The 13,699-nt window shown below is 62.7% G+C and carries 12 protein-coding genes; 3 read left to right on the top strand and 9 right to left on the bottom strand.

The window, feature by feature from the left end; all coding sequences use genetic code 11:
• Nucleotides 1–9: 9 nt before the first annotated feature.
• From BLW22_RS31240 to BLW22_RS31210, 7 genes are all read right to left on the bottom strand, one after another.
• Nucleotides 10–930: a sigma 54-interacting transcriptional regulator gene (locus BLW22_RS31240; protein ID WP_065925842.1), complete on the bottom strand. Its 921-nt coding sequence runs from the start codon at nucleotides 928–930 to the stop codon at nucleotides 10–12.
• A gap of 49 nt (nucleotides 931–979) precedes the next feature.
• A complete protein-coding gene (locus BLW22_RS31235; RefSeq protein ID WP_074848373.1) occupies nucleotides 980–1,561 on the bottom strand; it encodes an alpha/beta hydrolase in 582 nt (193 codons plus the stop codon).
• Nucleotides 1,562–1,853: 292 nt separating this feature from the next.
• Entirely contained in the window at nucleotides 1,854–3,059 is a 1,206-nt protein-coding gene (locus BLW22_RS31230; protein ID WP_083381310.1) for an ISL3 family transposase, read from the bottom strand.
• 154 nt (nucleotides 3,060–3,213) lie between these two features.
• On the bottom strand, nucleotides 3,214–3,615 hold the full coding sequence (locus BLW22_RS31225) for an ExbD/TolR family protein (RefSeq protein WP_010565408.1): 402 nt from the start codon (nucleotides 3,613–3,615) through the stop codon (nucleotides 3,214–3,216).
• A gap of 1 nt (nucleotide 3,616) precedes the next feature.
• Complete coding sequence (locus BLW22_RS31220) at nucleotides 3,617–4,336, bottom strand: MotA/TolQ/ExbB proton channel family protein (RefSeq protein ID WP_027607855.1); 720 nt, start codon at nucleotides 4,334–4,336, stop codon at nucleotides 3,617–3,619.
• 54 nt (nucleotides 4,337–4,390) lie between these two features.
• Complete coding sequence (locus BLW22_RS31215) at nucleotides 4,391–5,206, bottom strand: energy transducer TonB (protein ID WP_074848370.1); 816 nt, start codon at nucleotides 5,204–5,206, stop codon at nucleotides 4,391–4,393.
• 224 nt (nucleotides 5,207–5,430) lie between these two features.
• Nucleotides 5,431–6,297, bottom strand: a complete 867-nt coding sequence (locus BLW22_RS31210; protein WP_065941143.1) for a LysR family transcriptional regulator — start codon at nucleotides 6,295–6,297, stop codon at nucleotides 5,431–5,433.
• Between the two features lie 108 nt (nucleotides 6,298–6,405).
• Between BLW22_RS31210 and BLW22_RS31205 the strand changes: the two genes are divergently transcribed.
• The gene (locus tag BLW22_RS31205) at nucleotides 6,406–7,593 is read left to right on the top strand and encodes a CynX/NimT family MFS transporter (protein ID WP_074848368.1); all 1,188 of its coding nucleotides are present in this window, start codon (nucleotides 6,406–6,408) and stop codon (nucleotides 7,591–7,593) included.
• Here BLW22_RS31205 and BLW22_RS31200 read toward each other — a convergent pair.
• Nucleotides 7,564–9,879, bottom strand: coding sequence for a TonB-dependent receptor (locus tag BLW22_RS31200; protein ID WP_074848366.1), 2,316 nt, complete (start codon nucleotides 9,877–9,879; stop codon nucleotides 7,564–7,566). The genes BLW22_RS31205 and BLW22_RS31200 overlap by 30 nt on opposite strands.
• A gap of 155 nt (nucleotides 9,880–10,034) precedes the next feature.
• On the opposite strand from BLW22_RS31200, the gene BLW22_RS31195 reads away from it, so the two are divergent.
• Entirely contained in the window at nucleotides 10,035–10,979 is a 945-nt protein-coding gene (locus BLW22_RS31195; RefSeq protein ID WP_065926336.1) for a LysR family transcriptional regulator, read from the top strand.
• 100 nt (nucleotides 10,980–11,079) lie between these two features.
• Nucleotides 11,080–12,687 carry an alkaline phosphatase family protein gene (locus BLW22_RS31190; protein ID WP_074848364.1) on the top strand — a complete coding sequence of 536 codons (1,608 nt, stop codon included), beginning with the start codon at nucleotides 11,080–11,082 and terminating at the stop codon, nucleotides 12,685–12,687.
• A gap of 100 nt (nucleotides 12,688–12,787) precedes the next feature.
• Here BLW22_RS31190 and BLW22_RS31185 read toward each other — a convergent pair whose 3' ends face one another.
• Nucleotides 12,788–13,693 (bottom strand): TauD/TfdA dioxygenase family protein, encoded by a 906-nt coding sequence (locus BLW22_RS31185; protein WP_065948532.1) that lies wholly within the window; start codon nucleotides 13,691–13,693, stop codon nucleotides 12,788–12,790.
• Between the last annotated feature and the right edge of the window lie 6 nt (nucleotides 13,694–13,699).

The following is a 13,699-nucleotide window of genomic DNA, read 5'->3' as shown; positions in this document are numbered from 1 at the left end:
CCATTTTACTCATGTAGCGGCTTGTTCCTGTAAAAAGCTGCGCAAGGTTTCCCGCTCAGCCAGGCTGGCATTGGCGAAGATGCGCTGCACTTGCTCCAAGGGCGACCCCGCCACCGGCAGGTTCAGGTGTTCGGGCAGAATTTCGTCGCCGCTGCTCACCAGCAAGGCGAAGTGGATGACGTTCTCCAGCTCGCGGGTATTACCCGGCCAGCTGTGGTGTTCCAGTACGCGCTGGGCGGCGTCGCTGATCAACGGCACCGGCAGGTCCAGGCGCTGGCTGTAGATACCGAGGAAGTACTCGGCCAACGACAGGATATCGCCCACCCGCTCACGCAATGCCGGCAGATCCAGCTGGCCTTCGCTCAGGTAATGGAACAGCCGCTCATGAAACTTGCCGGCGGCCACGGCCTGGGCCAGGTCGATGCTGGTGGCGGCCACCAGGCGCACGTCCACCGGGCTCGGCTGGTGAGCGCCCACGCGGGTGACTTCATGGTTTTCCAGGGCCGCCAGCAGTTTCACCTGGATCGGCAGCGGCAAGTCGCCGATCTCATCCAGATACAAAGTGCCGCCATTCGCCGAGCCAAACCACCCGGCCCGGCTGCTGGCCGCGCCACTGTGGGCGCCTGCGGCGTAGCCGAACAGTTCGGCGTCGGCGTAGGTTGGGCTGATGGCGCCGCAATTGACCGATACAAACAAACCGGAGCGGTCGCTGCCCCGGTGAATATGCCGCGCCAGCAATTCTTTACCGCTGCCGGTCTCGCCTCGAATCAATACAGGCAAGGCGCGCGGGGCCAGGTTTTCCAGGTCTTCGCGCAGCTTGCGCGAGCGTGGGTCGACAAACACCAGCGCCTTGGCGCGGATGCTCAGCGGGCTTTTTTCGGCGTCGGGGAAGGTCAGCAGCGGCTGACCGAAGGTTTCATGCAGACTCATGGCAGGCTCCCGCCCCAAATCCACTCAGGGACGGGGCGTTGAAAAAATATCAGGCTGTGCGCCGGGCGTGATGCTCGAGGCGGCTTTGCAGGCGATACAGGTAGGCGAACCCCTGCTCCCAGCGCTGGTGACCGGACTTCACATTGATATGTCCGGCCCCCGACAGGATGCCGGCTTCGGCGCCCCAATTACGCGCCAGCTCCAGGGCCCGGGGGGCGCTGACGGCGCTGTCGTTATCGGAACTGACCACCTGGCTGGAAAACGGCAGCAGGTCGGTCGGGATCGGCGCAAAGTTGCGCAAGGCCGGCGAGCAGGCTGGCCGTTCAACATCCGCCGGAGCCACCAGCAAGGCCCCGCGCACCTGCCGCAGGAACTGCACGGGTGCGGTGGCAGCCCAATGGGCCACGGTGATGCAGCCCAGGCTATGGGCGATCAGAATTACCGGGGTGCTGTCGGCGGCAATCGCCTCGGCCAGCGCAGCCACCCAGTCCTCGCGGCGCGGCGTCAGCCAATCGGCCTGCTCCACCCGTGCGCTGTTGGGCAGGCTGTTCTGCCAGTGACTTTGCCAATGATCTTCTGGCGATCCTTGCCAGCCCGGCACGATCAGATAACGAATCGACTCGCTGTGCATGGGTGTGCCCTCCTGCAGCGTTTAACGTTGTAGGACAGTATAGGGACGAGGGTTATATTCGTTAAGGAATAAGAAGCTATTTATTAATAACCAAAAACTCAAACCTGCATGAGGTTCAAATGTGGGAGGGGCTTGCTCCCGATGGCGGTGGGTCAGCTGACAAATAGGCCAACTGACACTCCGCCATCGGGAGCAAGCCCCCTCCCACATTCCACATTCCACATTCCACATTCCACATTCCACATTGGGATTTGGCGGTGTGGCTTGAATTCCAGGCAAAAAAAAAGGTTCATCACGGATTACCGGGAAAGACGCTCTTGATCTTCATGAAGAAGAATTCGCTATCCCGGTAACCGTACGCCATCCGTTTGATGACCTTTATTCGATTGTTTATTCCTTCCAACTGACCGGTGTGCATCGGCCAGCGAACCCGACTGACGATGCCCCGCCAATAACCCTTTAGCCGTTTGGCAAACTGGATCAGAGCCGGTATTTCGCTTTCATATGCATGGCGCAGCCATTGCTTCCAGGCCGATCTCCAGGTCCAGGCAGTGCTCGGTGTCCAGAGCGTTTTGAGTTCAGCCTTCATCAAATAAACTGTCATCAGCGATTGGTTGGCCTCCAATAAATCCTGCAAATGGACCTGTTGTTCCGGCGTTTTCAGGTTCTGTGGGTTACGCAGCAACAGCCATCGTGCCTGCTTGATGACCTTGCGAGCCGGCTTGTTATGACGCAGCCGATTAGCTTCGTCGACGCGGACCCGATCAATCACCTCTCGGCCATATTTGGCCACCACATGGAAAAGGTCGTAGACCACTCGCGCTTTCGGGCAATGCTGGCGAACCTCCAGATCAAAAGCAGTATTCATGTCCATCGCCACCGCTTCGATTCGAGCGCAGCCCTCCGGCCCCAGTTCCTCGAAGAACGGCCTGACTGCCGCTCGGCTACGGCCTTCACCGATCCACAGCACTCGTCGTGTATCGGCATCCAGCACAACGCTGGCGTAACGATGACCTTTGAATAACGCGAACTCGTCCATGATCAGGCGTCGTGGTTGCGCCTTCGGCAACTCACTCAACACCGCCTGCAAGGCTCGACGCTCCAGCAACCGAACAGTGTCCCAATGCAGTCCAAACATCTGGGCCACGTGCAGGGTGGGAAGGCGCTCGCAGGCCTGAATGACCGCCTCGGCCAAGCGGCGCGTCATGCGGGCATAGCGATCCAGCCAACTGACGGCCTCCATGCGTTTTCCACAGTCGCGGCAGCCAACACGCCTGAGCAAAATGCTGAGGCACACCGCGCGACCGAGAATGGGCAGATCACGAACGGTTCGCTCGCAATACTCATGAGTGGTTGAACAAGGTTTTTGGCAGCCGCCGCAGGAAGGGAATCGGGTGGCGTGGGGAATCAGATCGATCTTTAGAGCGTCACCATCGGGCTTGATCGTGACGACAGAAAAGCCCTCCCAAAAAGGAAGGAAAGTATTAATATCACGCATAAGAACGCCGGTTTTTTAGATGTGTTTGCTCGCACGAACATCATCAATCAAATCGGCGTTCTTGTTTCTGTGTTTCCCGGGATTCCGTGATGAACCAAAAAAAAGGCCGCACCCTGCCAAGGAAACGGCCAAAAAATTGTCGAGGCTTTTGCAACTAACGTGCGGTAATCACCGACAGCTTGGTAATCCCCGCGCGCTCGATAGACGCCATGGCTCGCGCCACTTCGCCGTAGTTCACACCATCGTCAGCCTGCAGTTGCACCCGCACATCGGGGTCCTTGGCCTTGGCCGCCTGCAGGTTGAATTCCAGCAGGTCCGGCTGGATTTCGTCCTTGTTGATGAACAGTTTGCCGGCGCCGTCGATGCTCACCACCAGCGGGTCCTTCTGCTCCACCGGGGCTACGGCCTCGGTCTTGGGCAGGTTGATCGGGATCGCGTTGGTCAACAGCGGCGCGGTGACGATAAACACCACCAGCAGCACCAGCATCACGTCCACCAGGGGCGTGACGTTGATCTCGCTCAGTACCTCATCACTGTCTTGCGTGGAGAAGGCCATATCAGGACGCCTCCTTCACTTTTTGCGGGTTACCCGGCGCATGTTTAGTCAGGGCAGGATGCAGCAGCACACGGAAGGAGTTTTTCTGCGCCAGGCTGTAGAAGTCGTGGGCAAAGTCATCCAGGTCCGCCGCCGTGAGCTTCAGGCGACGCAGGAAGTAGTTGTAGACCAGCACCGCCGGCACCGCGACGGCGATCCCCACGCCAGTGGCAACCAGGGCGGCACCGATGGGGCCGGCCACGGTTTCAAGGCTGGCGGAGCCGGCGGCGCTGATGCCCTTGAGCGCTTCCATGATCCCCCACACGGTGCCGAACAGGCCGATAAACGGCGAGGTGCTGCCGATACTGGCGACCACGGCCAGGCCGGTTTCCAGGGACCGGCGCTCACGTACGATCTGCTGGCGCAGGGCACGCTCGAGGCGGTCCTGGTGGTTGATCGCCTGGCTCAGGTCGGCCGCGTGCGGCGCTTCCCCGACCTGGATCGCGGCGTAACCGGCCTGGGCCACACGGGCAGCGGCGCCGGGCTGGGTTTCGGCCAACTCGGCAGCCGAGTCGAGGCTCGACGCCGCCCAGAACTGTTTGTGGAACTTGCGATCCTGCGCTTTGAGGCGACCGAACTGCACGCCCTTGAGCAGGGCCAGGCCCCAGGTGGCGACCGAAAAGACCACCAGCAGCCAGATCACCGCGCTTTCGATGGATTCAAGTGGAGATGCTAATGCCATGATGTTTTCCCTCTGTACAAGTCGCGGCGTGTGCTGCACACCGCAGCGCAATAGTTAGTGAATCTTGAAGTCGATCGGTACGCTGACCCAGCCGTCCTGGGCCACATCGCCCTGCTTGGCCGGCACGAAGCTCCACCGCTTCACGGCGGTCAGTGCGGCGTCGTCGAGTTGCTGGCGACCGCTGCTTTTCTGGACCTGGATCTCGCCCGGCTTACCGCTGGCCAGTACATGCACCCGCAACAACACCGTGCCTTCCCAACCGCGACGCTGCGCCAGTGACGGGTACTCCGGCGCCGGGTTCTTGAGGTACGCGGCGTTGGCCGAAGCCGGTGTCACCGGGGCTGGCGCGGGCGGAGCGGGCGCGGGTGCCGGTGGCGCCGATTGCGGTGGCGTGGGCGCCTGCTCGACCGGTTTCGGTGCGGGCTTGGGCTCAGGCTTTGGCACCGGCTTGGGCTTAGGTTTTGGAATCGGCTTGGGCGGCGCCGGCTTGGCGGCCAACTCATCCACCACCGGCGGCGGCGGCTCGACAACAGGCGGTGGCGGTGGTGGCGGCACAGGCGGTGGCGGTTCCACCACGGGCGGTGCCGGCTGGGAAAATTCGATGGTCATCGGCGGAATTTCCGGCGGCACAATCGGCAGCACCGGCGTGGGTTTCTGGCTGACCCAATAAATCACTGCACCGTGCAGGGCCAACACCAACAAACCGAGCAGGATCCCTTCGCGGCGGCTGGAGAAGCGCTTCGGGGTTTGCTGCGTTCGCAATTGCCCCAACGGCGCGCGGTGCGGCCGGCCAAGGTCGACCAACTCACCACTCGGTGCCTGGCGCCATTGCGCCTCGGGTGCACTGGCGGCGGTCTGGACATTGCCCATTGATTGACTCCCTACGGTTTCGAAACAAAAAAACCGACGGGCCTGCGTGGAAGGCCGTCGAGGGCTGAATCATCGGGGCCAGACGCTTATCTCTTAAAGTAATCTTTGAAGTTATAGATAGATCAAATTTGAATAAATGAATGCTCTGCAAACACTAAAGCCCCGGCCCACGTGGCCTGGCGCCGAGGTGGTTTTTTTTGATGCTTTTCAGGCATACAAAATATTCAGTTAAGGCATGGCTCAACGGGGCTGTTTGCACACAAATCGAACAGCTCAGCCTGCAAGCACTGCCCCGCGGCACTCAGGCCATGACGGGCATACAACGCCAGGCGCACGCCTTGCACCACGGGCAAACCGCTGTCCGGCCCCAGTTCAACATGCCCTGGCTGCACGACCCGTCGCGGCAACAGACTCACACCCAACCCCGCCGCCACCGCCGAACACACGCTGGCCAGGCTTGCGCTGGAATAACCGATGCGCCAGCGCCAGCCGCCCACTTCCAGGTGGTGCAACATTTCATTGCGGTACAGGCCGCCCACCGGGAATGCCACCAACGGCAGAGGGTCGCGCCCCAGGCACGGCGTGCTGCGGCTGTCTACCCAACACAGCGGCTCGGGCCACGAGGCCAGGCAGTCATCGCTGCTGCCCATCTGCTTGACCAGCAACACATCGAACTCGCCGCTGCGGTATTGACGCTGCAACTCGGGCCCCAGGCCGCTGGTGACCTCCAGGCGCACCCGTGGATAGGCGAGCACAAATGCCGACAGCAACGGCATCAGGCGCTCGGCGGCAAAGTCTTCCGGTACCCCCAGGCGCAGCACGCCGTCGCTCTGTTGGTTGATCAACACATCGGTGGCTTCTTCATGCAGCGCGAGGATGCGTCGCGCATAGGCCAGCAAGCGTTCGCCCTCAGCGGTGGCGACCACGCGGCGCTGGTCGCGGTCCAGCAACTGGCACGCCACCGCCTCTTCCAGGCGGCGGATCTGCTGGCTCACGGTGGATTGGGTCAGGTGCAGGCGCTCGGCGGCGCGGGTGAAGTTGCCGCAGTCCACCACGGCGACAAAGCTGCGCAACAACACGGGATCGAACATCAGCGTCACCATTCTCTTTGCCACTGGTTGGCATGGTTATATTTAATTTCAGAATACCTTGGGTACTGACCATACTCACGCCTCATTTACCGACTGCAAGAGCGTTGCATGACCCTGAATAAATCCCTCGCCGGCTGGGGCCTGCTGGTGGTGCTCGGCCTGAACCTGCGGCCGATCCTCAGTTCCATCAGCCCGTTGCTCGGCGAGATCCGCCAGGCCACCGGCCTGAGCTTCCAGAGCAGCGCCTTGCTGACCAGCCTGCCAGTGGTGTGCATGGGGCTGGTGGCGCTGGTGGGCGTGCGCGTGGAAGCCCGCCTGGGTGAGCGGCGTGGCATCGCCCTGGGCCTGATGATGATCCTGCTGGCGTGCCTGGCACGCTGGCTGATGGGCCAGGCGTCGGCGCTGCTGGTCACGGCGCTGCTCGGCGGCGCGGGTGTGGCGCTGATCCAGGCCTTGGTGCCGGCGATGATCAAGCGCGAATTCCGTCATCGCGTGCCGGTGGCGATGGGTGTGTACTCGGCCTCACTGATGGCCGGCGGCGGGCTCGCTGCGCTGCTCAGCCCGCTGGTGGCCACGCATTTCCAGGAATGGCAGGCGGGGTTGGGGGTGTGGCTGCTGCCGGCGTTGGGTGCCTTGCTGCTATGGGCCTGGCTGCCACTGGGCGCGGCCAGAAATCCACAGGTGGTGCCGGCCTTCAAGGACCTGCGCAATCGCCGCGCCTGGTTGCTGGCACTGTATTTCGGCCTGGTCAATTGCGGCTACATGAGCCTGGTGGCGTGGCTGCCGGCCTACTATCAGCAACTGGGTTGGGGCGTGCTGCCCAGCGGTTCGCTGCTGGCGTTCATGACCATCTTCCAGGTGATCGCCGCGCTGTTGATGCCGGTGCTGGCGCAGCGCGGTATCGACCGTCGGCCGCTGCTGGGCATCGCCCTGCTGGCCCAGACCGTGGGTTACCTCGGCCTGATCGTCGCGCCGCAGGAATATCCGCACCTCTGGGTGGCGTTGTGCGGCTTCGGCCTGGGCGCGTGTTTCGCCCTGAGCCTGCTGCTGACCCTCGACCACCATCGCGACCCACGCCAGGCCGGGCAACTGGCGGCCTTTGTGCAAGGCGTGGGCTTCTTGATCAATGCGGTGTCGCCGTGGCTGACCGGTTGGCTGCGCGAGCTGACCGGCAACTTTGTCAGCGCCTGGGTGGTGCTGACGGTCACGGCGGTGGCGATGCTGGCGGTGACGCGCGTGTTCAGCCCGGCCACCTATCGCACGGGGCTAGAAGTCATAGCGCCCGGTCACCCCTAGCGTGCGCGGCGTACCGAGCAGGCCTTCGTAGCCGCCGTTCCCCCCCGTCCACAGCGTGGTGTAGTAGGTCTTGTCGAAGGCGTTTTTCAGCCATAACGACACGTCCCACTGCCCCTGCTCATAGTTGCCGCGCAGGCCGGTGGACAGGTTGACCACGGCGTAGGCAGGAATCTGTCCATAGTCGGAGTCCTCCACCGTGCCCACGGCCTTGGAGCGGAAGGCATAGCTGGCGGTGACATAGGGTTCGAAGCCGTTATCCAGGTTCCACTTGTATTCGCCGTTGGCGTTGGCGATCCATTTCGAGGCCCCCACCACTTGGTGCCCACTCAGGTCGCAGGAGGCCGGCGCACCGGGGCGCAGACTGACTTCCGGCGGGCACGGCGCATCCTTGTAAGACAGGTAGCTCACATCGTTGAACGAGCCGTTGAGGTTCAGCGTCAGGCCCTTGATCGGCACCAGGGTGCTTTCCACCTCGACACCCCGCGAGCGCACCGAACCGGCGTTGGTCAGGTACTGCACACGGTTGTCCTGGTCATAGGCATTGGTCTGGTAGCCGTTGACCTGGGTCCAGAACAGGTTGGCATTGAGCTGCAGCCGCCGGTCCCACAGCGTGCTTTTGAAACCCAGTTCGGCGTTGTTGGCGCGCTCGGTGCCGATCAACAGCGAGTCGGCCCCGGCCGTCGGTGCTGAGCCTACCGCCAGGTTGACCCCGCCGGACTTCTCGCCATGGGACAGCGTCGCGTAGCCCAGCAGGTTTTCGTTAAAGCGGTAGCTCAGGTTGAGCAAACCCGAGGGGCTGGTGCTGTATTGCGTGAGGTCGCCGGAGTCGTACGCCCCCGCGCGGCCACGTCGAGCCGTCGCGGCAGCACCGCTGACCGCCGCACCGCCAAGGGGAGCGTTGCGCGTGACCCAGGCACTTTTTTCTTCGTAGGTGCCGCGCAGGCCGGCGGTGAAATCCAGGCGCTCGGTGAGGTGCCAGGTGCCCTGGGCAAACAGTGCAAAACTGTCGGTGCGAATGTGCCCGTTGCCGACGCTGCTGACATTGGCCAGTGCGCCGGCTGGCGTGCCGTTCCAGATGTCGGCCTGGGGCCCGTAGTAGCTGAAGGACTTGTTATCCAGAGAATTGCCGAAGTAGTAGGCGCCCAGCACGTAATCGAAGAAACCGCCGGTAGGCGAAGCCAGCCGGAATTCCTGGGACCACTGCTTATCTTCCACCGACACCCCGGCGTTATACGACGCCGGCACGTTAAGGCCGTCGTCGTTACGCGGGGTGAAACTCCAGAAGCGATAGGAACTGACCGAGGTCAGGGTGAAATCGCTCGGCAACGTCCAGTTGGCCTCCAGCGACGTGCCGCCCTGGAACACGGTGACGTGCTGGTCGCTGTCCAGGTTGACCTTGCGGTGGGTGCCATCGACCAGGGTCGCGCCTGCGGCGTTGGCCCGCGACTGGTAGAGGTTGGTGCCGTTGATGGTCGGCCCGGTGCTGTACAGCACCCGGGTGCCGGCGCTGGAATCCTCTTCGTTGTAATCACCGATCCAGCGCAGGTTGAAGGTCTCGCTGGGCTTGTACAGCAGTTGCCCGCGAAAGCCCTGGCGCGAGCCGCCGTTAAGGTCATGGCCGTTGTATTCGTTCTTGATGTCGCCGTCGCTGCGGGTGCGATAGACCGAGAAACGCCCCGCCAGGTCATCGGTGAGCGGGCCGGAAATCGTGCCCTTGGTCTGGAAGTAGCCGTCCTCGCCCAGCGAGGTTTCAATGCTGCGCTCCGGGGTAAAACTCGGCGCGCGCGTGCTGATGTTGATCACCCCGGCGGTGGTGTTTTTGCCGAACAAGGTGCCTTGCGGGCCACGCAAGACTTCAAGCTGTTCGATGTCCATCAGGTCGAACACCGCCATGCCCGGCCGCCCCAGGTACACGTTGTCGATATACAGCCCTACGCTGCCCTCAAGGCCATCACTCGCCGGGTTGTTGCCCAGGCCACGAATCGACACGCTGGACTGGCGCGCATGCATATAAGCGACGTTGACGCTGGGCACCAGTTGCTGCAAATCCTGAATCCGATACACCCGTTGGCTCTCCAGGGCCTGGCCGCCGATCACGCTCATGGGCGTCGGCACTGCCTGGGCGCTTTCGGTGCGCCGCCGGGCGGTGACGGTGACCGTCTCCAACTCGCCGCCGGCGCTCTCGCCCTTGCTTACCGGCGCGGGCGTTTCGGCGGCCTGGGCCGGCGACCAACTGGAACTGCCGGCCACCAGAATGGCCAGGGGCAAGGACTTCAACAGACTCATAAGCGGCTCCGGAACCCGGAAATATCCATCGACAGATATTCCTTTAGGTTATTTATTTATGTTTTTACGAACATTTACTGCATAAGAGATAGCCTTTATAAGGAGTCGACCTAATGCATAGCCAATGCATTTCCCGGATATTTTTGATGTGAAAAATGCATATCGATTTGCGCCAGCTTCGTCACTTCATCGCCCTTGCCGAACAACGCAGTTTTGTCGCCGCCGCGTTGACGGTGAACCTGTCGCAATCGGCGTTCAGTCGCAGTATCCAGGCCCTGGAACACAGCGCCGGTTGCCAGCTGATTGACCGTGGCCGCAAAGACCTGGCGCCGACCAAACAAGGCCAGGTATTGCTGGAGCACGCTCGGCGCCTGGTCAGCGGAGCACAGCAACTGGCCAACGAGATCAGCCAGTTCAATGGCCTGGAGGCGGGGGAATTGCGTTTCGGCTGCGGCCCGGCACCGGCCAGCGGCTTGATCCCCCGCGCCATCGGCAGTTTTATCGGGCGCTACCCCAAGGCACGGGTGCAGTACCAGGTGGACGACTGGCAGAGCCTGAGCAAACGCCTGCTCAGTGAAGAGTTCGAGTTTTTCGTCGCCGACACCCGCCACTTCGAAGCCAACCCCGACTATCACACCCACCGCCTGCGCCCGCGCCGCTGGTATTTCTGCTGCCGCGCCGGCCACCCACTGGCCGGACGTGGCAGCGTAAGCGCCGCCGAGCTGATGAGTTACCCACTGGCCGTGACCATCCGCCCGCCCAACCTGCGCAAGGTCATCGTCGACCTCAGCGGCCGGCCCGATTACCTGCCCAATGTCGAATGCGAGAACGGCTATAGCCTGATGGGCGTAGTGCTGCGCTCCGACGCCATCGGCATCGTCAGCGCCAACAGCGATGTGCTGCACATGGCCCGGGGCGAACTGGTGTGCTTGACGATCGAGGGCCTGGCGGAGGATCTGGAGGAGCGTTACACCCGCTACGGCGTCGTCAGCCGTGCAGGGTATCGCTTGTCGCCGCTGGCCGAAGCGATGATCGAGCAGATCAAGCAGATCGATGAGTTGGATGAAGAGGTGTGCGCGCTGGAGAACGTCGCCGTCTAGGCCATGCATCCACTGCATCAAAGCCAGTCCCCAAATGCACTTGCCAGCCCCCCACCCGAACGGCGAAAAACCTCACCTGTCCTCCGTCTGGTGAAGTCCCATGTCCCACCCCCAACCCGTGCGCAACGTGCTGTACATCATGTGCGACCAACTGCGCCGCGATTACCTGTCGTGCTACGGCCACGCCCACTTGCACACGCCGAACATCGATCGCCTGGCCGCCGCCGGTGTGCGCTTCAGCCGCGCCTATACCCAAGGCACCATCTGCGGGCCCTCGCGCATGTCGGCCTATACCGGGCGCTACGTCAGCAGCCACCAGGTGGCGTGGAACGCGGTGCCGTTGCCCCTGGAAGAACTGACCCTCGGCGACTACCTGCGTCCCCACGGCATCCGCACGGCACTGGTCGGCAAGACCCACGCCACACCCAATGTTGACGCCTTGCAACGCCTGAATATCGACCCTGACAGCGAGCAGGCCGAGCCATTGAACGAGGTTGGCTTCGAGGCGTACCTGCGTCACGACGGCATCTACCCCGACAGCCCGCTGTTCGATGAAAAACGCGAGTCCGCGCCCTACACCCATTACCTGCGCGAGCAGGGCTACAGCGGCACCAATCCGTGGCACGAATGGGCGAATGCGGCAGCAGGTGAAAACGGCGAAGTCCTCAGCGGTTGGCACATGCGCAATGCAGGCCTGCCTGCGCGCGTGGCCGAGGAACACTCGGAAACCGTCTACACCACCGACCGCGCCATCGACTTTATCCGTGAGCAGGCCGAACAACCGTGGTGCCTGCACCTGTCCTATATCAAGCCACACTGGCCCTACATCGCACCGGCGCCCTATCACGCGCTGTATGGCGCCGAGCATATCCAGGCACCGATCCAGCCAGGGGAAACCAGCGATCACCCGGTGTACCAGGCGTTCCGCCAGCACCAGGAGAGCCTGAACTTTTCCCGTGACGAGGTACGGCTCACGGTGATTCCCACCTACATGGGCTTGATCAAACAGGTCGACGACCAACTCGGGCGCCTGTTCGATTTCCTGCAAGGCAATGGCCGTTGGGACGACACCCTGATCGTGTTCACCAGCGACCACGGCGACTTCCTCGGCGATCACTTCCTCGGCGAAAAAGAGTTTTTGCTGGAACCTGCGGTGGGCATTCCGCTGATCGTGCGCGACCCACGCGCCGCTGCCGATACCCGCCGTGGCACGGTGGACGCGCGCCTGGTGGAAACCATTGATGCACTGCCGACCTTCCTCGACGCCTTGGGCCTGCCCGCAGCCGAGCACCGCCTGGAAGGGCGCTCACTGATCCCGCTGCTGCACGGCCAGGCAACGCGCTGGCGCCGCTACGCCATCGCCGAGTACGACTACGCCTTCCAGGCCCCGGCCCGCGAACGCCTGGCGCAACCCATCGACCGTTGCCGCATGACCATGGTGCGCAGCGAGCGCTGGAAATACCTGGCGTACGACGGCTTCCGCCCACAGCTGTTCGACCTGGAAAACGACCCGCAGGAACTGCACGACCTGGGCAACCACCCGGCCTATGCCGAAGTGCGCGAAACCCATTTGGGGTATCTGTTCGAATGGCTGCGCGGGCTGAAGCGACGCACCACCATCAGCCACGCAGAGATCGATCTGCGTGGCCAACGGTTTCGTTACGGTGAGCCGCAAGCGGAGAAAGTGGTGCAGATCGGCGTGTGGTAAACCACACATCGAATGTGGGGGGTCCCACTACCTCTTCGAAGTAGCGTTGTCGCGCAGCAAACGGGTACCTCTGTGGTGAGCGGGCTTGCCCCCTCCCACATTAGAGACCTTTGGTGGTCTGGCTGCGCTGCCCTTGCACGCCCACCGGCACATCGCCCTTGAGCGTCACCCGGCGCACGATGCGTTCCTGGGTGCCGTAGTCGTCCACGGCGTAATGCTGGGTGGCGCGATTGTCCCAGATCGCCACGTCGCCAGTGTTCCAGCGCCAGCGCACGGTGTTTTCCAGGCGGGTGACGTGGCTTTGCAGCAGGTTGAACAGCTGGGTCGAGTCAGCCTGGGAATAACCTTTCAGGCGCTTGACGAAGTGCCCCAGCAACAGGGTTTTCTCGCCACTGACCGGATGCACGCGCACCACCGGGTGCTCGGTCTCGTACACCGTCGAGGTGAACACCTTGCGGTATGCCTCAAGCCGCTCGGCCGACACATCCGGCTTGAGCGCGGCGTAGTCGTATTCGTTGCTGTGCACTGCCCACAAGTTATCCGCCAGGGCGCGCAGTTCGACGCTGAGGTCGTTGTAGGCGCTCGAGGTGTTGGCCCAGACCGTGTCGCCACCGGACTTGGGCGCCAGCACCGAACGCAGCACCGAGGCTTTCGGGTAGGCATCGACGAAGGTCACATCGGTGTGCCAGGAATTGGCGCGCTGCCCACGGGTACCGTCCAGTTCCATCAGGAAGCGCGTGCCGTCGCGCACCGGCACCGTCGGGTGGGCAATCGGCTCGCCGAGCAGATGGGCAAAGGCTTCCTGGCTCTGGTCATCGAGGTGAGTCTGCTCGCGAAAGAAGATCACCTTGTACTGCACCAGCGCCTGCTGGATGGCTTCGACCGTGGCGGCATCCAGATCGCCGGACAGTGTGATACCGCGAATCTCGGCGCCGATGCGGCCGGCGACCGGGTGAATATCCAGCGCCTGGGCGACGGGTTGAACAGCTAATGCGGCGTTGCTCATGGTGAT

The sequence above is a fragment of the Pseudomonas marginalis genome, assembly GCF_900105325.1.
Lineage (GTDB): Bacteria > Pseudomonadota > Gammaproteobacteria > Pseudomonadales > Pseudomonadaceae > Aquipseudomonas > Aquipseudomonas marginalis.
The sequence above is the reverse complement of the archived record's forward strand: the minus strand, read 5'-3'. Positions and strand labels throughout refer to the sequence as shown.

Excerpts from the sequence above, each read along its gene's own strand:
- BLW22_RS31190 (WP_074848364.1), top strand. The coding sequence starts at position 11,080 with ATGTCCCACCCCCAACCCGTGCGCAACGTGCTGTACATCATGTGCGAC.
- BLW22_RS31230 (WP_083381310.1), bottom strand. The coding sequence starts at position 3,059 with ATGCGTGATATTAATACTTTCCTTCCTTTTTGGGAGGGCTTTTCTGTC.
- BLW22_RS31185 (WP_065948532.1), bottom strand. The coding sequence starts at position 13,693 with ATGAGCAACGCCGCATTAGCTGTTCAACCCGTCGCCCAGGCGCTGGAT.
- BLW22_RS31215 (WP_074848370.1), bottom strand. The coding sequence starts at position 5,206 with ATGGGCAATGTCCAGACCGCCGCCAGTGCACCCGAGGCGCAATGGCGC.
- BLW22_RS31200 (WP_074848366.1), bottom strand. The coding sequence starts at position 9,879 with ATGAGTCTGTTGAAGTCCTTGCCCCTGGCCATTCTGGTGGCCGGCAGT.
- BLW22_RS31195 (WP_065926336.1), top strand. The coding sequence starts at position 10,035 with ATGCATATCGATTTGCGCCAGCTTCGTCACTTCATCGCCCTTGCCGAA.
- BLW22_RS31225 (WP_010565408.1), bottom strand. The coding sequence starts at position 3,615 with ATGGCCTTCTCCACGCAAGACAGTGATGAGGTACTGAGCGAGATCAAC.
- BLW22_RS31240 (WP_065925842.1), bottom strand. The coding sequence starts at position 930 with ATGAGTCTGCATGAAACCTTCGGTCAGCCGCTGCTGACCTTCCCCGAC.
- BLW22_RS31205 (WP_074848368.1), top strand. The coding sequence starts at position 6,406 with ATGACCCTGAATAAATCCCTCGCCGGCTGGGGCCTGCTGGTGGTGCTC.
- BLW22_RS31220 (WP_027607855.1), bottom strand. The coding sequence starts at position 4,336 with ATGGCATTAGCATCTCCACTTGAATCCATCGAAAGCGCGGTGATCTGG.
- BLW22_RS31210 (WP_065941143.1), bottom strand. The coding sequence starts at position 6,297 with ATGTTCGATCCCGTGTTGTTGCGCAGCTTTGTCGCCGTGGTGGACTGC.
- BLW22_RS31235 (WP_074848373.1), bottom strand. The coding sequence starts at position 1,561 with ATGCACAGCGAGTCGATTCGTTATCTGATCGTGCCGGGCTGGCAAGGA.